Annotated in this window: 16 protein-coding genes and 1 pseudogene; 9 read left to right on the forward strand and 8 right to left on the reverse strand. The window is 71.9% G+C overall.

Annotated features, from left to right (window positions below):
• Positions 1 to 30: 30 nt before the first annotated feature.
• The 3 genes from ACIGXW_RS12540 to ACIGXW_RS12550 form a co-directional block, all read right to left on the reverse strand.
• The gene (locus tag ACIGXW_RS12540) at positions 31 to 882 is read right to left on the reverse strand and encodes a YwqG family protein (RefSeq protein ID WP_399572546.1); all 852 of its coding nucleotides are present in this window, start codon (positions 880 to 882) and stop codon (positions 31 to 33) included.
• Between the two features lie 72 nt (positions 883 to 954).
• Positions 955 to 1,674, reverse strand: a complete 720-nt coding sequence (locus ACIGXW_RS12545; protein ID WP_399572548.1) for a hypothetical protein — start codon at positions 1,672 to 1,674, stop codon at positions 955 to 957.
• 134 nt (positions 1,675 to 1,808) lie between these two features.
• Positions 1,809 to 3,053, reverse strand: a complete 1,245-nt coding sequence (locus ACIGXW_RS12550) for a hypothetical protein (protein ID WP_399572551.1) — start codon at positions 3,051 to 3,053, stop codon at positions 1,809 to 1,811.
• A 427-nt stretch (positions 3,054 to 3,480) separates the two neighbouring features.
• On the opposite strand from ACIGXW_RS12550, the gene ACIGXW_RS12555 reads away from it, so the two are divergent.
• The 5 genes from ACIGXW_RS12555 (at position 3,481) to ACIGXW_RS12575 (ending at position 10,982) form a co-directional block, all read left to right on the forward strand.
• Positions 3,481 to 3,969: a pyridoxamine 5'-phosphate oxidase family protein gene (locus ACIGXW_RS12555; RefSeq protein WP_071967813.1), complete on the forward strand. Its 489-nt coding sequence runs from the start codon at positions 3,481 to 3,483 to the stop codon at positions 3,967 to 3,969.
• Between the two features lie 105 nt (positions 3,970 to 4,074).
• The gene (locus ACIGXW_RS12560) at positions 4,075 to 7,284 is read left to right on the forward strand and encodes an amino acid adenylation domain-containing protein (RefSeq protein ID WP_399572553.1); all 3,210 of its coding nucleotides are present in this window, start codon (positions 4,075 to 4,077) and stop codon (positions 7,282 to 7,284) included.
• Positions 7,281 to 8,498 (forward strand): cytochrome P450, encoded by a 1,218-nt coding sequence (locus ACIGXW_RS12565; protein WP_399572554.1) that lies wholly within the window; start codon positions 7,281 to 7,283, stop codon positions 8,496 to 8,498. The genes ACIGXW_RS12560 and ACIGXW_RS12565 overlap by 4 nt, the downstream gene beginning before the upstream one ends.
• 85 nt (positions 8,499 to 8,583) lie before the next feature.
• On the forward strand, positions 8,584 to 9,813 hold the full coding sequence (locus ACIGXW_RS12570; RefSeq protein ID WP_399572556.1) for a cytochrome P450: 1,230 nt from the start codon (positions 8,584 to 8,586) through the stop codon (positions 9,811 to 9,813).
• A gap of 416 nt (positions 9,814 to 10,229) precedes the next feature.
• Entirely contained in the window at positions 10,230 to 10,982 is a 753-nt protein-coding gene (locus ACIGXW_RS12575; protein ID WP_399572558.1) for an SDR family oxidoreductase, read from the forward strand.
• 91 nt (positions 10,983 to 11,073) lie between these two features.
• On the opposite strand, the gene ACIGXW_RS12580 is transcribed toward ACIGXW_RS12575, so the two are convergent.
• Entirely contained in the window at positions 11,074 to 11,754 is a 681-nt protein-coding gene (locus ACIGXW_RS12580) for a TetR/AcrR family transcriptional regulator C-terminal domain-containing protein (protein WP_071967807.1), read from the reverse strand.
• 71 nt (positions 11,755 to 11,825) lie between these two features.
• Between ACIGXW_RS12580 and ACIGXW_RS12585 the strand changes: the two genes are divergently transcribed.
• Positions 11,826 to 12,935, forward strand: coding sequence for an FAD-dependent oxidoreductase (locus ACIGXW_RS12585; RefSeq protein WP_399572560.1), 1,110 nt, complete (start codon positions 11,826 to 11,828; stop codon positions 12,933 to 12,935).
• A gap of 46 nt (positions 12,936 to 12,981) precedes the next feature.
• Here the strand turns inward: ACIGXW_RS12585 and ACIGXW_RS12590 are convergent, their stop codons facing one another.
• Both ACIGXW_RS12590 and ACIGXW_RS12595 read right to left on the reverse strand, forming a co-directional pair.
• Positions 12,982 to 13,161, reverse strand: a complete 180-nt coding sequence (locus ACIGXW_RS12590) for a hypothetical protein (protein ID WP_399572562.1) — start codon at positions 13,159 to 13,161, stop codon at positions 12,982 to 12,984.
• Positions 13,162 to 13,210: 49 nt separating this feature from the next.
• Positions 13,211 to 13,552 (reverse strand): hypothetical protein, encoded by a 342-nt coding sequence (locus tag ACIGXW_RS12595; protein WP_399572564.1) that lies wholly within the window; start codon positions 13,550 to 13,552, stop codon positions 13,211 to 13,213.
• Between the two features lie 170 nt (positions 13,553 to 13,722).
• Here ACIGXW_RS12595 and ACIGXW_RS12600 point away from each other — a divergent pair, with 170 nt between their 5' ends.
• Positions 13,723 to 14,625, forward strand: a complete 903-nt coding sequence (locus tag ACIGXW_RS12600; protein WP_399573499.1) for a pseudouridine-5'-phosphate glycosidase — start codon at positions 13,723 to 13,725, stop codon at positions 14,623 to 14,625.
• The gene (locus ACIGXW_RS12605; RefSeq protein WP_399572566.1) at positions 14,622 to 15,560 is read left to right on the forward strand and encodes a carbohydrate kinase family protein; all 939 of its coding nucleotides are present in this window, start codon (positions 14,622 to 14,624) and stop codon (positions 15,558 to 15,560) included. Before ACIGXW_RS12600 ends, ACIGXW_RS12605 begins: the two co-directional genes overlap by 4 nt.
• Here ACIGXW_RS12605 and ACIGXW_RS12610 read toward each other — a convergent pair.
• Positions 15,529 to 16,509 (reverse strand): LysR family transcriptional regulator, encoded by a 981-nt coding sequence (locus ACIGXW_RS12610; protein ID WP_399572568.1) that lies wholly within the window; start codon positions 16,507 to 16,509, stop codon positions 15,529 to 15,531. The genes ACIGXW_RS12605 and ACIGXW_RS12610 overlap by 32 nt on opposite strands.
• 228 nt (positions 16,510 to 16,737) lie before the next feature.
• Here ACIGXW_RS12610 and ACIGXW_RS12615 point away from each other — a divergent pair.
• A pseudogene (locus tag ACIGXW_RS12615) lies at positions 16,738 to 17,319 on the forward strand (DUF6817 domain-containing protein).
• On the opposite strand, the gene ACIGXW_RS12620 reads toward ACIGXW_RS12615, so the two are convergent.
• Entirely contained in the window at positions 17,282 to 18,154 is an 873-nt protein-coding gene (locus ACIGXW_RS12620; protein WP_399572570.1) for a TIGR03619 family F420-dependent LLM class oxidoreductase, read from the reverse strand. The pseudogene ACIGXW_RS12615 and the gene ACIGXW_RS12620 sit on opposite strands and share 38 nt — an antisense overlap.
• Positions 18,155 to 18,160 lie beyond the last annotated feature (6 nt).

An 18,160-nucleotide genomic window follows, 5' to 3' on the forward strand; every position in this document is an offset into this window, starting at 1 on the left:
CCCGCGCGTCGTCCACGCCGCACCGTCGCCTCAGCTGCACTGCCAGGTGAACATGGCACGGTCGAAGCGGCGCGCCGCCAGGTCTTCGGGGCGTATGAGCCAGTACAGGGAACCGCAGTCACCCCACATCATGCCGGCGTCGTCATCCGAGCCGAACTGGGCGAGCAGCACCCAGCGCAGCGCCTCCTCGTTGATGCGGGGGTCATTGAAGGGTGGGTTGCCCAGGGCGCCGCAGGCGACCTCGGACTCGACGTCGTCCTGCGCCGGGTCGGCGTGGCCTCCTATGCAGTGCCCGGCACCCGGGAGGTCCCAGAGGGCCTCGCGGAAGTCCTCGTCCCACAAGGGGTGGTCATCGCGCATCGGCGCGAACTCCCGGTAGACCACCGGATGCCAGAGGTAGGGGGCCGTCGTCTCCACGCGTGCCGTCAGCCGTACCTCGGGGTAGGGCCGGATGCCCTGCGGCGCCGGGCGTTCGACGAGGTGAACGCCCGCCGGTACGTACAGCACGCGCGCCGCCGCCCAGCTGTCGGGATCGTAGGGCGAGACCGCCGCGCGGCCGTCGTCCAGCTGCCCGTCGAAGAAGAAGAAAGCCAGTGTGCCGTCTGCCGGCACGGCGATGTCGAGGGCGGCGGAAGGAAGCGCCGCACAGTCGAGGGAGGCGATGAAGGAGAGCGGACCGTGCCCCTCCCATACCGGCCACTCCTCGTTCTCGGGAAGCTCCGGCAGACCGCCGAGTCGGCCGACGGCCGCACCCGCCGCCGGATCCGTGGCCTTCTCCAGGCCCAGGGCCGGCCGCAGCAGTCCGATCCACCGTTCGGCGATCTCGGCGGGCAGGTGCTGACGGGCGAGCGCGTGCAGCGCGTCGGTGGTGCTCTCAGTCATAGGACCGATCATGCACGGGACCACTGACAACGCGCCGTCGACGTCTTGTCCGCGCCGGGTGGAAGGTCGTTTCTAACTTTGAGGACGGGCCGACGCGACGGACGCCTCGCCGCGCAGTGCCTGCTGGATCCGCTCGACGGTCATCCTGGTGACGGACATGAGCCGGTCGGACGGAATGGCCGTCCCCTGCTTCCATGTGTACTTGATGCTCGCGATCACCGAACCCTGCCGGACATTGACCCCGCGGCCCTCCCAGCCTTGACCCGGGGAGATCTCGAAGCCGTCGATCTGGTCGCCGGGCGGATTCTTCCCGACCTCGTCCTCCGTCCCCTCGCCGACGAACAGTCCGGCGGCCTTCTCGGGCGTGGTGAAGGAGATCAGCCGGACGGAAAGCTCCTGGTCCTGCATGTTCGTGAACGCGGCGATACCGAACGAGAGGGCCTGGGCACACCACTTGGCCTGCCACTCCTCGGACTGGCAGATGGTGGGGTCGTACGAGTCCCACGCCTTCCGGTTACGCGGCTGCGCGACGTCGGCGGGGACGCTGAACCGATCCGGCAGCGCCCGCTCGAGCCGTGGGGTGTCGAGGATCAACTCGAGCGGCTTGGGCAGGTCGCCAGGCTTGCCGGACGTGCCGGACTTGATGGACTCACTGGACTTGGCGGGTTCGGATCCGCTGTCCGTACCGCAGCCGGTGGACAGGGTCGCTGCCGCGAGAACCAGGGCCAGGGTGGCGGTCACGGCCTTGGCGCGCGGCGCCCTGGCACGCGCGGCACGTCTGTACGTGTACATGATCAACAACGATACGGGACGATCGGCCCCTGCGACCGCCACGGACTGGAGGACCGGACGACCGGAGGACCGGAGGACTGGAGGACCGGAGGACCGGAGGACCGGGAAACGCTTCCGTCCGGGCTTTCCGAAGATCAGCGGAGTTCCACGGTGATGCCGACCCGTGCGAGCAATCGCAGGACGTCGTCGACGTACGGTGTCTCGCCCGCCGTGTCCACGCTCACCGAGGCGAGCGCGCGCCGGGCCACTTCGGCGTCGTGCCACACCAGCGTGAACGGCGCGGGCGGCCACTCCCCTCCGCACGGGCAGCCGCGCAAGGTGACCCAGCACTGGTGGTAGTGGCCGCCGGGGCCCGCGATCGCCTCGCCGAGCGCGCACATCAGCGCCGACATGTCGGTGACGTGCCGGCCGTCGAGGTGCCGCACGGGGTCGGGCAGCGGCCGGCCGGCGCCCTGTCGGGCAGCGGCGAAGGCGGCCCACTCGGCCCGGCCCCCGGGCGGGAACGCGGCCCACGAGCCGGGCTCGGTCGGCGGCCCCTCGAACCAGGCGTCCCACACCGGTCGAGCCGCCGGCACCGGCCGGGCGGCCGGGCCGTTGCGCAGCCAGAGGTCCACGAGGGCTCCGCCGAGCGCGGACGGGCGGGAGGCGACGACCTCTAGGGGCATGTGTTCCTCGAGGCGCATGACACGACCTGACCGGTCCACGGCGAGCAGCATGACGCGATCGCCGTCGGCGCGCGGGCGCACCAGCCGTCGCAGCAGCCGTTCACCGGGCTCGCAGCCGATCAGCCGCATCGGTGGCGCGGAGGGGAAGGGGCGCTCGGCGTACAGGCCCTCGATGCGACGGCACTCCCCCAGACCGGCGCCGCCCGCGCCGTTGAACAGCAGCCAACGGGCGTCCGCGGGCTCGGCGGGCTGCCACGCCGGGCCGTCGATCTCGGCCTCGACGACCACGTCGACCAGCGACGCGTCGAGGGCGGAGGGGCGGCAGTCGAGCAGCACGGGGGCGAGCAGCTCCCAGTGGTGCGAGTCGTAGGCGTGGTGGGAGGCGGCCTCGGGGTCGGCCCCGGGCATGGGAAAGTCCACGATGAGGGAGAGGTCCGCGACCTCGACGGGCTCAACGAGCTCGCCGGATCCCTCCGGTGCGACCGACTCGCGGCCGGCGCGCTCGACCGCCTTGCGCAGCCGCCCGGTCGGGGCGCAGCCCACGAAGGTCAGCCGTTCCCGGCGCGGGGTCGGTTCGACGAAGAGGCCGTCGGCGTCGGCGCACCGCGCCCACACGATCTGTTCGCCGTCCCATTCCTCGCTGACCAGTACGTACTTGAGCGGAAGCGCGCGCTCCCAGGTCCAGACCGCCTCCTCGACCGGCACCGCGTCCATGCCTCATGCTCCTGCTGTCGTGCCTGCTCGCCGCTCCCTCAGCCTGCCACGTCGCAGCGGTGGCGCAGACGCCGGGGCAAGGCCCCGGGACTTGGGGCGGCGTGGCCGGCCCGACTCCAGCGGCGTGATCCGGACATGACGGCACATCGAAGGGCCCCTGTGGCCGAAGGGCGAACAGTCGCGCGGCATGCCGCGCATCCCCCGCCGTCTCCGGCCTCGCGACCGCTCCCGCCTGCGACGATCACCGACCGCACACTTCCTGCCACGCTCCGACAAGAAGAGGCTCAAAACCGCCTAAATCCCGTGTTTATCAGCTATTCGGTCGGGGATTGATCATTCGCTCTCAAGATTGCTCAACAGACGACGGCGCCGCAACAACACCATTCAGCCGCGACGTCTCAGCCACCAGGACAGGAGCCCGAAACACATGCTGCCCTCCATGCCCCGCCCCGACCGTGAACGCTTCCTCGCCGAACCGCGCGTCGGCGTCCTGGGGGTCACCGACTCCCGGGGCGGCGACCGCGCGCCCCTGATCGTGCCGGTGTGGTACGGCTACGAGCCCGGCGGCGACGTCATCGTCCAGATGGGCCGGGAGACGATCAAGGCGCGACTCCTGCGCGCCGCCGGCCGGTTCAGCCTCTGCGCACAGGACGAGGGCCGGCCGTACCGCTACGTCAGCGTCGAGGGGCCCGTCACGGCGATCGAGGACCCGGTCGACCCGGCGGTGCGCGAGGCGCTGACCCGGCGGTACCTGGACCCCGAGGAGGCGGACGCCTACCTGGCGGCGACCTCCGGCCAGCTCGAGGAGGACGTCGTCTTCCGCATGCGCCCGCAGCACTGGCGCACCGCCGACTTCGCCGCCTTCGCGGCGGACTTCGCCGAAGCGGGCGCAGGCCAGGACGGCAGCGCCGGCTGAGCGCCGGCACATCATCCCCGTCGCCGTACCGCGCACACGGCGCGTACCGCATCACCCGCACACCCCGTGCGCACCGCACCAAACCGCTCAAGCAAGAAGGACCTGATGACCGACACCGACGTTTCGTCACACCTGCTGTTACCCCGTTCCCCGGCCCCGGCCCCCACCCCGTCGCCGGCGGCGTCCGGCGCGACCGCGCCCGCGACCGGCTATCCCCGGGACAGCCTCATCCCCGAGCTGTTCGAGGCGCAGGCCGCGGCGCGGCCGCACGCGCCGGCGGCCCGGCACGGGGAGCGCACCGTGACGTACGGGCAACTCGACGCCCATGCCGACGCCCTGGCCGCGCGCCTGCTCGCACGCGGCGTCCGGCCCGGTGACCTCATCGGCGTGTGCGGCAGCCGCTCGCTGGAAGCGCTGGTGGCGCTGCTGGGCATCCTCAAGGCCGGCTGCGCGTACGTACCGCTCGACGACGACCTTCCGCCGGCCCGGCTGCGGGCCATGGCCGAGGACGCGGGGCTGAGCGCCGCCGTCACTCTGCCGGGCAGCACGCGCCCCGTGCGTGGTCTACGCGCGTCAGTCGAGGTCGGCTCCCTCGACCACCCCGCCGGCGCCGGCTCCACGCCTCCCGCCGACAACGTTGCCACCGGCGCTGACCAGTCCCGTACCGGCTCCGCGGCCGACTGCGCCTACGTGGTCTTCACCTCCGGTACGACCGGCCGCCCGAAGCCCGTCGCGATACCCCACCGGGGCGTGGTGCGCCTCGTGCTGTCCGACTCCGAGCTGTCCCCGCCCGCCCCGGGCGACGGGGTGCTGCACGCCTACGGGTTGTCCTCGGACGCCTCGACGATCGAGATCTGGGGCGCGCTGCTCACCGGCGCCTGCCTGGTCATCGCCGACCGGGAAGAGCTGCTCTCGCCCCTCGCCCTGGAACAGCTCTTCCGCACGCAGGACGTCACCGTGGCGTACCTGACGACGAGCGTCTTCCACCTCGTCGCCCGCACCCGTCCCGAGGCGCTGTCCACCCTGCGCTTCGTCTCCGCCGGCGGGGAGGCCATGGACCCGCACCTCGCGAACGCCGTCCTCGCGGCCTGCCCCGGCACCACGGTGGTCAACTTCTACGGCCCGACCGAGAATTCCGTGGTCTCCACCGCCCATGTGCTGAGCCCCCTGGCCGAGGACGCCACGCACGTCCCCCTGGGCCGCCCCTTCGGCGCCTCCACGTGCCATGTCCTGCGGGCCGACGGCTCGGTCGCGGGGCCGGGCGAGGAGGGGGAGCTGTACGTCGGCGGCGACGGACTGGCCCTGGGCTACCTCGGCGACCCCCGGCTGACCGCCGAGCGCTTCGTCCCGCTGCCCGCCGTGGAACCGGACGGGCTGCTGTACCGGACCGGCGACCGGGTCGTGCGGAGCGACGACGGCCTGCTGGAGTACCGCGGGCGCCTGGACCGCCAGGTCAAGCTGCGCGGCGCGCGCGTCGAGCTCGACGAGGTGGAGACCCGATTACGCGCTTACCCCGAGGTCGGCGAGGCCGTCGTCGAGGTCGAGTCGGGTGCCCTGACCGCCTACGTCACCGCCGCCGTACCCGGCAGCCCCCTGCCGCTGCCCGACCTGCGCGCGTACTGCGCCCAGTGGCTGCCCCCGCAGGCCGTCCCGGTCCTGGTGCCCATGGAGCACTTCCCGGTGACCAGCGGCGGCAAGGTCGACCGGGCCCGCCTGAAGTCCGCCGCGCCGCTGGCCGGCCGCGACGACGACATGGACGTGGCGGAGACGGAAGAGCCCAAGGTCGAGGGCCTGCTCGACGTCCTCACCGAGGTGTGGCAGCGGGTGCTGCGCGTACGTCCCACGCCCCAGGACGACTTCTTCCTCCTCGGCGGCGACTCCCTGCTCGCCTCGGAGGCCGTCACCCGCACCCTCGCCGTACTGAGCCTCGACGCCGCCCTGGGCTCCACCCTCATCCGGGCCCTGCTGGCCGCGCCCACCCTCGAGGGCTTCACCGCCGCCGTGCGCGAGGCCCGGGGCGGCTTCGGCCGGGCCGACGACGCGGAACCGGCCGTCGACTTCGCCGCCGAGACCGAGCTCGGCTTCGACCTCCCGCCCGCCGAAGGCCCGGCACCGCACCCGCACGACCCGAAGGACGTCCTGCTCACGGGCGCTTCCGGGTTCGTCGGGGTGTTCCTGCTGCACCGACTGATGCGCTCGACGGCCGCCCGCGTCCACTGCCCCGTACGGGCGACCAGCCCGGCGCACGCCGAGCAGCGGGTGCGTACCGCGCTCGCCCGCTACGGGCTGCACCTCGACGAAGCCGAGTGGCGGCGCGTCGAGTGCTTCCCCGGGGACCTCACCGAGCCGGGGCTGGGGCTGTCGGACGAGCACGCCGCCGAACTGGCCCGCCGGATGGACCTGATCGTGCACAACGGCGCCCGGGTCAACTTCCTCTACCCGTACGAGCAGCTGCGGCCGGCCAACGTCGACGGAACCCGGGAGGTCATCCGGATCGCGGCGCCCCGCCGGGTCCCGGTGCACTTCGTCTCGACCGTCGCCGTCGTCGCCGGGTTCGGCACCGCCGGGGTGCGCGAGGTGGACGAGGACCTGCCGCTGGCCCACGCGGACGGGCTCACCATGGGCTACGCCGAGAGCAAGTGGGTCGCCGAGGGCGTGCTGCGGCAAGCCGCCGCACAGGGCCTGCCGGTGGCCGTGTACCGGCCGTACGAGGTGACGGGTGACCGGGCGACCGGCGCGTGCAACACCGAGACGGCCATCTGCTCGCTGTTCAAGACGGTCGCCGAAACGGGGCTGGCCCCCGACATCGAGCTGCCGATGGACTTCGTCCCCGTCGACCACCTCGCCGAGTCCCTGGTCCACATCGCCACGCACCAGCCTGCCGACGGCCGGGTCTACCACGTCACCAACCCCCGCCCGGCGATGTTCTCGGACGTCCTGGACCGGATGCGTGCGGCGGGCTTCACCCTGCGCACGTTGCCGTACGACCGTTGGGTCGGCGAGCTGGTGCGTTACGTCGCCGAGAACCCGACGAGCGCCACGGCGCCGTTCGTGTCCCTGTGCGTCGACCGCAGCCGCAACGCCGACATGTCCGTCAAGGAGATGTACCTCAAGGACATCTTCCCGGTCCTGGGCCGGCGCAACGCCGAGGAGGCGCTGACCGGCAGCGGGCTGCACTGCCCGCCGGTCGACTCCGCGCTGCTGGACCGCTACCTGGACTACTTCTTCGCCTCCGGCTACCTCGCACGCCCCACGCACACGCCGGGTCACAGCACGCCGCACGCCGCGGCGGCGGAATCGGAGCACGCCGCATGAACCACTCCGAGGACGTCATCCCGGTCCCGGACGTCGAGCCCGGTACCGCCGGACCGCCGTGCGCCTACGCCCGCCTGCGCGCCGAACAGCCCGTCGTCAAGGCGCTGCTCCCCAACGGCGAGACGGGCTGGTTGATCAGCCGCTACGAGGACGCGCGCGCCGCGTTCGCCGATCCCCGGCTCATCCGGCCGCTGCTGTCGGCCTGGCCGCCCCGCGAAGGGGACGACGCCCCGCCGCCCGCCCTGCCGACCTTCCTGGAGATGACGGGCGCACACCACGAGCGCGTACGCCGCACCGTGCTGCCGATGTTCGGCCGGAGCCGGCTGAAGTTCATGGAGCCCCGGATCCGGGCGATGGCCGGGGAGCTCATCGACGCGATGGTGGCCGGGGCCGAAGCCGGGGACGGCACGGCGGACCTCGTCGCCGCCTACACCGACCCGCTGCCGCTGCGCGTGCTGTGCGAGACGACCGGGCTGCCGTACGAGGACCGCGAGATCTACCTGCCGCACACCCTCGCGCTCCTCGGCGCCGCCGGGCTGACGATGGAGGAGGTGCTCGCGGCGCTGTACGCCCTGCAGGACTACGCCGACGGGCTCATCTCCCTCAGGGAGAAGGACAGCGAGGGCGAGGACTACATCCGGCTGCTGCTGGCCGAGACCCGCCGACCGGGCAGCGAGCTGGTCCGGGACGACGTCGTCAGCTTCGTCGTCACCATGCTCATGGCCGGCTACAAGACCAACATCCAGCACACGAGCAACGCCCTGCTGGTGCTGCTCACCCACCCCGAGCAGCTGCGGAGGCTGCGCGAGGAGCCCGAGGGAATCGGCACGGCGGTCGATGAGCTGCTGCGCTACGTCCCGCTGATGAACGCCATCAACATCCTCGTCGCGACGGAAGACCTCACCCTGCACGGGCAGCACATCCGTGCCGGTGACGCGGTGATCCCGGTGCCGGCGTCCGCCAACCGCGACCCGCAGGCCTTCGCCGATCCCGACCGCCTCGATCTGACCCGGACCCCCAACGCGCACATCGCGTTCGGGCACGGTCCGCACGCGTGCACGGGCGGGCACCTGACCCGCATGCAACTCGCCATCACGATCGAGGTGCTGCTCGAGCGCCTGCCCGACATCGAGCTCGCCGTGCCGGCGGAGACCATCCCTTGGGACGAGTCGACCCCGCTGCGCGCACCGGCCCGGCTGCCCGTGCGCTGGTGAGACAAGGCGCCGCCGACGCACCTCTGCGCAACCCCAGCGACTTCAGCAATACCGCACACGCACACAAGAAAGAGGCCCGCACCCCGTGACCGCACCCCAAGCACCGGCGTCCTCCGAGGAAGCCCCGAACGAACAGCCCCTCCCGCACTACCCCTTCAGCACCCGGGGCGACCGGCTCGCCCCCGAACTCACCGAGCTGCGCGGCCGCTGCCCCGTGGCCCGGGTGAGCACCAACTCCGGCGACGAGGCGTGGCTGGTCACCGGCTACGAGCTGACGCAGCGCGTGCTGCGCGACCGCGCCTTCGCCCGCTCCGTACTGGCCGAGGCGGACAGCCCGGGGCAGGACGCCCCGATCCTGGCGCCCGAACTGCTCGACGCCATGAACCACCTGCAGAAGGCCGGCCTGCGCGACGAGGTGCTCAAGGCCCTCGGCCGCAACCAGCCCGAACTGCCCGCCGACTGGGTCGAGACCGTCACCCGCGAGGGCCTGGACGCGATGGTCCGGGAAGGCAGCCCCGGCGATCTGCAGCGCCACTTCGCGGAGTGGGTCGCCGGGCAGTGCATGTGCCGGCTGCTCGGCCTGCCCTTCGAGGACCACGCCTGGCTCGCCGTACGCGCCGACCTGGACCTGACCATGGTCACGCCCACGCACGAGGAACTCGCCCGCAACTGGGAGGAGATCCGCGTGTACATGCACGAGCACATGTCGGCTCGCCGCCCCGGCGAGCCGCGCGGCCTGGCGGACCGCCTCGCCGATCTCAATGCCGAGCACCAGGGGCTGACGGACGAGCAGCTTTCGAACATCGTGTCCGTCCTCTTCGTCAGCGGCTACGAGGACTTCGCGAGCTTCCTCGGAGTGGCGGCGTTCAACCTCCTCCAGAAGCCCGATGTGATGGACGCGGTGCGGGCCCGTCCGGACACGATGCCGCAGTGCGTCGAAGAGCTCCTGCGCTGCAGCGTCGTCCTGGGCAACGCGATCCCCCGCTTCGTCACCAGGGACGCGGAGCTCGGATCGGCTCAGGTGAAGGAGGGCGAGATGATCCTGCTCTCCTTGGACGCGGTCAACTTCGACCCCGCCGCGTTCTCCGACCCGGAGACCTTCGACCCCACCCGCTCCCCCAACCCGCACCTGCGCTTCGGCTACGGCCGCCACCACTGCCCCGGCGCCCACCTGGTCCGCCGCCAGTCGGACGTGGCCTTCCGCGTCCTCCTCGACCGCCTCCCCGGCATCCGCCTCGCCGTACCGCCGGCGGAGGTTCCCTGGCACCCCGATCGCATGGCCATCATGGCGGCGGGGATCCCTGTGACCTGGTAGGTCTCGCGGACAGCGGGATCGGCGGAAGCGGGTCTGTGCGCGGTGCACGGACCCGCTTCCCACAGTGGTTACGGCACGTTCTCGGCACCGGACCGGACGACGCCTCCGCGCCACTGGGACCCGTCCCAGACGTACACATGGGCCCTCGTCTCGTACGAGCCCGGGCCGGCGGCGCGGGCACCACGACGACGGCCACCCGGGCCCCTGTCGGTGGCACTCAGGACGGCCGTGAGCCCCGAGACCGGCGCACGAGCGAGGGCCGTGGCCGGCACGATCCGCACCGACGGGGCGGAGGTGCCCGCGAAACTGCTGCTCGACGCTGATCTTGGCGTCCGATGGCCGCCAGCGCCCAGTGGCGTACGGGGATTTGATGGAGCCCGTAACCACTGCTGAGCAACACGATGAGGGAGTTCTTGATGAACGGCGTGAACGGCGACCTGACCGGCAAGGCGGCCCTGGTGACCGGTGGCAGCCGCGGCATAGGCGCGGCCACCGCCCTGCGGCTGGCCCAGCAGGGCGCCGATGTGGCGATCACCTACGTCCAGGGCGAGGAGGCGGCCCGGGAGGTCGTACGGAAGATCGAGGCGACGGGCCGTCGAGGGCTTGCCCTGCGGGCGGACTCGGCGGACGCGGCCGGGGCCGTGGCGGCGGTGGAGCGTACGGCGGAGGCCTTCGGGCGGTTGGACGTCCTGGTCAACAACGTGGGCGTCGGGCTGCTCGGGCCGCTGGAGAGCCTGACGCTCGCCGATGTGGACCGGGTGCTCGCGGTGAACGTGCGCGGGGTGTTCGTGACGTCGCAGGCGGCGGCCGCGCGGATGGAGCGCGGAGCCCGGATCGTCACGATCGGCACGTGCATGACGCAACGCGTGCCGGGTCCGGGCGGCACGCTGTACGCGATGAGCAAGTCCGCGCTGATCGGCCTGACCAAGGCGCTGGCGCGGGAGCTCGGCGGGCGCGGGATCACGGCGAACATCGTTCATCCGGGCCCGGTCGACACGGACATGAACCCGGCGGACGGCCCCTACTCCGAAGGCCAGGCGGCCATGACGGCGCTGGGCCGGTTCGGTGCGCCGGACGAGGTGGCGTCGATGGTGGGGTTCCTCGCGGGGGCCGGCGCGGAGTACGTCACCGGTGCGGAATTCGCCGTCGACGGCGGCCACGCGGCGTAGCCCTGCCCGCGGGGCACCCCGGTGCTGTCGGGTCCCAGGCCCCCTCGGACCCGACCAGAGTCGGCATGAGCGTTGCGGCGGCGGCCGCGCGTCACCGTGAGATGCGGGCTTCGATGCCGTCGAGCAGGAAGTCGAGGCCGATCCGGAAGGTGTGGTCGGCGTCCAGGTGGGCGGCGTCGCGCACCACCGTGGCGAGCGCGGGGAATCGGCCGGTGGCGAAGGTCCGTTCCAGGTAGGGCCCGAGTGAGGCCTGCCAACGCTTCTCGTCCATCCCGGTGGCCCGCTCGGCACGTCGCTCGGCGATCTCCCGACGCACCGCGCCGATCACGTACGCGTCGACCGCGGTGACCACCGGCATGATGGCGTCCACATCAACGCCGTCCAGCGCGGCCACCACGGCCTCCCCCCTGGCCAGCGCGTGCGGCCCGAGCCGCGGTCGCCCGCCGAGCAGATCGGCGAGCCATTCGTGCTCGTGAGCGGCCTGCCGGGTGGTTTCGGCAAGGGAGCGCAGCACCTCCCGCCAGCCCTCTCCGACCGGCCGGATCTCGGCGTGGACCGCGTCGACGATCAGGTCGAGCAACTCCTCCTTGCCGGCGATGTAGCCGTACAGCCGCATCGGTCCGACGCCCAGTGCGGCGGCGACCTTGCGCAGCGACACCGCCTCCAGGCCGTCCGCGTCGGCCAACTGGATCGCCGCCCGCACGATCCGCTCTCGGTTCAGCGGGGCCGGCACGGGTCGATTCGGTGGCTCCGGCCTCTCCCACACCAACATGCCGCTAACAATACACAGCATCAGGCGATACGGTGTATCGGCAAGTACGGTGTATCGAAGGGGAGGCAATCATGACCATCGCCATCGTCGGAGCCGGCCTCGGCGGCCTGGCTCTCGCCCGTGTGCTGCACGTGAACGGCATCGACGCCGTCGTGTACGAACGCGAACCGTCACGCGGCGCGCGCGGGCAGGGCGGCATGCTCGACATCCACTCGGGGCAGCGGGCGCTGCGCGAGGCAGGCCTGATCGACCAGTTCTTCGCGATTGCCCGTGGTGAAGGCCAGGACATGCGGCTTCTCGAGCCGGACGGCACCCTGCTGCTCCAGGAGGACACGCCCGAGGGCGCCCCACTGGAGCGACCCGAGGTCGACCGCGCCGATCTGCGCAACCTGCTGCTGGACTCCCTCCCTGAAGACGTGGTGCGCTGGGGGCACGCGTTCGCTTACGCCGACCACGACCTGCTGCACTTCACCGACGGCAGCAGCGCGACGTACGACCTGCTGGTCGGCGCTGATGGCGCGAACTCCCGGGTCCGCCCACTGCTCACCGACGCCCGCCCAGCGCATATCGGCCACAACGCCGTCGAGCTCTGCATTACCGACATCGACCGCACCTACCCCGACCTCGCGGCGATGGTCGGGCGCGGCAACTACTGGGTGTTCGGCAAGGGGCAATCCCTGGCGGCGCAGCGCAACGGCGGCGGATGCGTACGCATCGGCCTCAACTTCTACAACACCGCCGAGGACTGGTTCGCCACCAGCGGGATCCCGTTCGACGACCCGGCCGCCGCCCGGGTGCGGCTGATCGACCTGTTCGCCGGCTGGGACCCACGGTTCACCGCACTGATCGCCGCCTGCGACGACACGATCGTGCCTCGGTCGATCACCACCCTCCCGATCGGCCTGACCTGGCCGTCGAGGCCAGGCGTCACGCTGCTCGGCGATGCCGCGCACCTGATGCCGCCGGTGGGAGAGGGCGCCAACATGGCGCTGCTCGACGGCGCACTGCTCGGCCTCGCGCTGGCCGCGCACCCGGACGACTTTCCCGCCGCCGTCAAAGAATACGAACGCGAAATGTTCGAACGCACCAGCGCCGCTGGCCGGCAGTCCGCGCGCGTTCACGAAATCCTGACGTCACCGGACGCCAGCCGGAAATTGCTCGCATTCTTCCAACCTGGCTGAATGCAGGCCGAATGCGACCAGGCAACCGGCCGTCCGGCCAACGCAATCATGACCTCCACGTGCCGGTGACGGCCACCGTCGTGACGCCCGGGCCGAAGGCGATCACCAGGCCCTGGGCGCCGTGGTGCGGGGGCCTGGCGAAGGTCTGCTCCAGGACGTCGAGGACCACGACGCTCGCGGTGTTGCCGCGCCGGGTGAGGGAGTTCTCGCTGAGGGCGGTCGACACGAAGGAGGCGATGCTGTCGTCGTCGGGTTCATCGCACTTGGCCGGACGGTCACATGGCGGCCCAGGGAACTCTGCACACATGGGGCCCCAGCTCCTCCGGGCACATTCCTGAGATCACCATCCGGCGCAATGGCCGCCACATCCGCAGCGAGCAGGTCAGGCCCACGCGCAGCTCCACCAGTTGCCGGTCCGCCGGTTCCTGTCCCGGGTGCTCGTACGACCATTGCTCCGCCAAGTGGTCGTAGAGGTCCTCCACCGACGCGTCGCGCTCCGGGAATCCGCGTTCCTCCCACAGCACCACACGCGCCCGGCGCGAGGCGGCCGCGGACCTCACGATGCTTCGGACCCATTCCAGACCGGCCTCGTCGGCGTAGAGACCGAAGACCAGCATCCGAGTTCGCACTCCGTCACCCCTCCGTGAGTTCGACCGACCTTACGTCCTGCCGGAGGCTTCCGACGTCACGGGGTGGGGAACGGCTCTGTGCATCAGGGATCCAGTGAGCAGCGTCATGCGTGGCGCGACGGAAGGGACCTGCGATGTCAGAGGTGTCGGGCAAGCGGCTGCTGGTCGTGGCGGACGAGGTGCGGGAGGCGCTGGACCGCGGCCGGCCGGTGGTCGCTCTGGAGTCGACGATCATCGCTCACGGCCTGCCCCGGCCGCGGAATCTGCTGGTGGCGGAGGAGTTGGAGGAGCTCGTACGGGCCGGCGGCGCCGTGCCCGCGACGGTCGCGGTGCTGGACGGGAAGCCCTGTATCGGGCTGGACAAGGCGCAATTGGCGCGGGTGGCGGGCGAGGACGGGCTCCGCAAGCTGGGGCACCGGGACCTGGCGCCGGCGGTGGCGGCCGGGGCGAGTGGGGCGACGACGGTGTCCGGGACCGCGTTCCTCGCGGCACGGGCCGGGATCCGCGTCTTCGCGACGGGTGGCCTGGGTGGGGTCCATCGCGAGTGGACGCAGACCCAGGACGAGTCGGCCGACCTGAGTCTGCTGGCGAAGGAGCGGATCGCGCTGGTCTGCGCGGGGGTGAAGTCGGTTCTGGACGTGCCGGCGACGCTCCAGCGCCTGGAGACCTTGGGCGTCGGTGTGCTGGGTTTCCGGACGTCGCGGTTTCCGGGCTTCTATCTCAGCAGTTCGGGCGAACCGGTCGACTGGACGGCCGGGTCGGCGGCGGAGGTGGCCGACGTGCTGCGCGCTCAGGACGTGCTCGGCGGTCCGCCGTCGGCTTTGATCGTCGCGAACCCCGTACCCGAAGCGCAGCAGCTCGACCCGGCCCTGCACGACCGGGTGCTGGCCCGGGCGCTGGCGGCGTGTGAGCGGGACGGGGTCAGCGGGCAGGGGGTCACTCCCTTCCTGCTCGACTACCTCGTCCGGCACACGGACGGCGCGTCCGTGGAGGCCAACGTGGCCGCGGTGCGGGGCAATGTGCGGCTGGCGGCCGAGATCGCCACGGAGTACGCCTCGTGACCGGCGTCGAAAGTGGTGCGCTGCTCGTCGTCGGTGACGTGGTGACGGATGTCGTCGCCCGCCACCGCACGCCACTCGCCCCGATGACCGACACGGCGGCCCGCATCAGCACTCTTCCGGGCGGCGCCGGTGCCAATGCGGCCTGCTGGGCCGCCCATTCGGGCGCCCGGGACGTGCGCATCCTGGCCCGGGTGGGCGCGGACGCGGCAGAGGGACACGAACGTGCCCTCCGCGCGGCCGGTGTCCGCCCGTACCTGGTGGTCGACCGCGAGGTTCCCACCGGCACGGTGGTCTGCCTGGTGGGCTCGGACGGCGAACGGACGTTCCTGACCGACAGCGGGGCGGTGCTGCGGCTGTCGACCGCCGACTGGAGTGACGACCTCCTGGCCGGAGTCGGCCATCTGCACGTCTCCGGCTATCTCCTCTTCGCCGATGCGAGCCGCGCGCTCGCCCGACTGGCGATGGAGGCGGCCCGGGAGCGCTCCGTCCCCGTGAGCGTCGACCCGGCCTCCGCGGGCTTCATCGCTCGCTTCGGGGTGGACCGCTTCCTCGCGGCCGTCGCGGGAGCGGACGTCCTCCTGCCCAACCACGACGAGGCCGCGCTCCTGGCCGGCCTGGCCGAGCCGGCCGACGCGGCGGCCGGACTGAGCCGTCGCTTTCCCCTCGTGGTCTCCACACAAGGCTCCGGGGGCGCGGTGGTGGCGGCCTCCGGCGCGGTCGTCGCCAAGGTCCCGGCCGAGCCCGCCACCCCCGTCGACACCACGGGCGCGGGCGACGCCTTCACCGGAGCCTTCCTCGCCGCCCGCCTGGCCGGCCACGACCCGGCCGCAGCCGCACGCCAGGGCTGCCGCGCCGGCGCCGAGGCGGTCACGCTCATCGGCGGCCGGCCCCCCGCGGGCTCGGTCAAGGATTGCCAGGAGTTGCCCGGCAGCTGAGGTCGGAAAGTCCGGCCTGCCCGGCCGGTACTCTGCCGCCGCTGCACGCACCGGTGGACCTCTGCGCGCAGCTACGGGTGACGGTGTCGGCGAAGGCGCAGGCGAGCGGAGGAAGGGCGTCCCAGCGGCGTACGGCCCAGCCGACCGACAGGGGCGGCAGTGCGGGTATGGGTACGAGACGTAGCGGCCCGTCCTCACCCGACTCGTGCAGGCCGGGTACGGCGGGTACGACGGCGTGCCCCAAGCCGAGTTCGGCGAGCAGCAGGGCGGTGTCCCAGTCGGCGACGCTCGTGTCGGAGCCGACCCGGATGCCCAGCTCGGCGAAGGCGGCGTCGAGCCGGCCGCCGGAGGCGGAGTTCGGCGGCAGCCGGACGAGACGGATGTCCGCGAGGTCGGAGGCGTCGATGCGGGGGCGGCTCGCGAGCGGGTCGTCGGCCCGTACGGCGAGCACCCAGGGCAGGGCGACGGCGGGCCGTTGTTCTATGCCGCGTACGGGTCCTCCGATGGTGATCCACGCCAGGTCCAGGTTGCTGGAGAGGAGGGCGTCGAAGCAGCGGCGGCCGGAGGTCTCGGTCTGGAACTCCAGGCTCACCTTGGGGTACTGCCTGCGGAAGGAGACGATCGCGTCGGCCATGAAGTGCCGTACGGTCGTTCCGCCGGTGGCGATCCGCACGGAGCCGCTTTCCCCGTTCACGAGATCCCCGAGACGGCGGAGCGCGAGATCGAGTCCGGCGATGCCGTCGGCGGCGGCGTCGTAGAGGATGCGCCCGGCCGCGGTGGGCACGACCCCGCGCGGCTGGCGCTCCAGCAGGCTCACGCCGGTCTCCCGTTCCAGCCGCTTCACGTGCTGGCTCACTGCCGATTGCGTACAGGTCAGCTCGCGGGCCACGGCGCTGAGGCTCCCGGCCCGGCACACGGCGACGAACACGCGCAGGTCGTCAAGAGTCACAGGACCCAAGCTACAGCTTGGAGACGGCTAGAGATCCCCAGGATTGACTGGGGTGCTCGAGGGCGGCGAGGATCCTCACAGGGCCCCAGGCGGCAACCCGTACGGTGCCTTCGCAAGGATCCGGACCAGGCGAAGGCACCGTACGGGTGTCGACCACCCATCACAGAACACCGGCCACCGAAAGGAGACAGGCTTGTGCCGGCTCCCCCTGTTGCGGCCGCCCAGGCCATGACACTCCTGCGCCGGCTCGGCGCCGAAGGCATCGCCCACCCCGGCGGTACTCTCCTCGCCCACCTCCAGCGCGTCCAGACGCAGCTCGCCACGTGGAAAGCCCGCCCCGCCCTCCGACTCGCCGGTTTGTGCCACGCCTTGTAGGGCACTGACGGCTTCCCCACGGTATTGCTGCCGCTCGACCGCCGCGCGGACCTTGCAGCGGTGATCGGCCCCGAGGCCGAAGCCGTCGTCTACCTCTACGCCTCGTGCGACCGGAAGGCCACCTATCCGGTCTTCGCCCAGGCCGACGCCGTCTTCCACGACCGATTCACCGGCCGCGCGCACCGGGTGGATCCGCAGCTGCGCCGGGACTTCGCCGAGTTGTCCGCCGCCAACGAACTCGACCTCGCTCGCACCGACCCCGCCTTCCGCGAGCAGTGGGGCCCCGAGCTCCTCGCTCTGTTCAACCGCTTCCACGACTGGCTCAGCGACGACGCCTGGCTCGACTGCCGCACGGTCCTTGCCGCACCTTCGGAGCCGGCTCCCGGCGAAGAGACCGCTACTGATCACCCGCGAGTGCGGCAATCTCCTCGATAACGTCCCGAGGATCCCTCCCCGACACCCAGGGCAGTACGGCGATCTCGTCGGCACCGTACTCCCGGGCCGTCTCCGTATAACGGACGAGGGACTCTGCCGTGGTGTAGCACAGGCCGTGGACACGCCGCAGCCGAGCGGCGTCCCGGCCGAGCGCCGCGCATTCCTTCGCAAGGCGGGAGGCGGCCCTTGGAAGCTCCTCCTCCGGGAGCATCCAGCTGATCCAGCCGTCGCCGTACCGGGCGGCCCGGCGCAGGGCCGCGGCGCTGTTGCCGCCGATGAGTACGGGTGGGTGGGGGCGTTGAAGGGGCTTGGGCAGGGCGATGACGTTGTTGAAGGAGATGAACTCTCCTCGGTGGCCGGCCGGGAGGTCCTGCCACAGTCGCTTCATGGCCGTGAGGTAGTCGTCGGCCCGCGCACCGCGGCGGGCGAAGGGGATGTTGAGTGCGGCGTATTCCTCCGGCGACCATCCCAGGCCGATGCCGAGGTCGAGGCGGCCGGAGCACAGGTGGTCCAGGGAGGTGATCTGCTGGGCCAGGATCACGGGATTGCGCTCGGGCAGGATCAGGATGTTGGTGCCCAGTCGCAGGCGGCTGGTGGCACAGGCGGCGGCCGCGAGGGTGGTCAGCGGGTCGTACCAGCCCTGGGTCGGCGCGAGAGGCGGCTGCCGGTCGGGGCTGTAGGGGTAGTTGGGCGCGTAGCGTTCGAAGAGCGCGACGTGGTCGGGCAGCCACAGGTGGGTGAATCCCAGGTCTTCGATGCTGCGGGCGATGTCAGGGACCTCGGCGAGAGTGTTGCCGGGCCGGCCGTCGAACAGCAGGATGATGCCGATGTCCATGTCGCC

It is taken from the genome of Streptomyces sp. NPDC053079 (genome assembly GCF_044546695.1).
GTDB lineage: Bacteria > Actinomycetota > Actinomycetes > Streptomycetales > Streptomycetaceae > Streptomyces.

Coding starts and splice junctions, on each gene's coding strand:
- ACIGXW_RS12540 (WP_399572546.1), bottom strand. CDS start 882: ATGACTGAGAGCACCACCGACGCGCTGCACGCGCTCGCCCGTCAGCAC.
- ACIGXW_RS12545 (WP_399572548.1), bottom strand. CDS start 1,674: ATGTACACGTACAGACGTGCCGCGCGTGCCAGGGCGCCGCGCGCCAAG.
- ACIGXW_RS12550 (WP_399572551.1), bottom strand. CDS start 3,053: ATGGACGCGGTGCCGGTCGAGGAGGCGGTCTGGACCTGGGAGCGCGCG.
- ACIGXW_RS12555 (WP_071967813.1), top strand. CDS start 3,481: ATGCTGCCCTCCATGCCCCGCCCCGACCGTGAACGCTTCCTCGCCGAA.
- ACIGXW_RS12560 (WP_399572553.1), top strand. CDS start 4,075: ATGACCGACACCGACGTTTCGTCACACCTGCTGTTACCCCGTTCCCCG.
- ACIGXW_RS12565 (WP_399572554.1), top strand. CDS start 7,281: ATGAACCACTCCGAGGACGTCATCCCGGTCCCGGACGTCGAGCCCGGT.
- ACIGXW_RS12575 (WP_399572558.1), top strand. CDS start 10,230: ATGAACGGCGTGAACGGCGACCTGACCGGCAAGGCGGCCCTGGTGACC.
- ACIGXW_RS12580 (WP_071967807.1), bottom strand. CDS start 11,754: ATGTTGGTGTGGGAGAGGCCGGAGCCACCGAATCGACCCGTGCCGGCC.
- ACIGXW_RS12585 (WP_399572560.1), top strand. CDS start 11,826: ATGACCATCGCCATCGTCGGAGCCGGCCTCGGCGGCCTGGCTCTCGCC.
- ACIGXW_RS12595 (WP_399572564.1), bottom strand. CDS start 13,552: ATGCTGGTCTTCGGTCTCTACGCCGACGAGGCCGGTCTGGAATGGGTC.
- ACIGXW_RS12620 (WP_399572570.1), bottom strand. CDS start 18,154: ATGGACATCGGCATCATCCTGCTGTTCGACGGCCGGCCCGGCAACACT.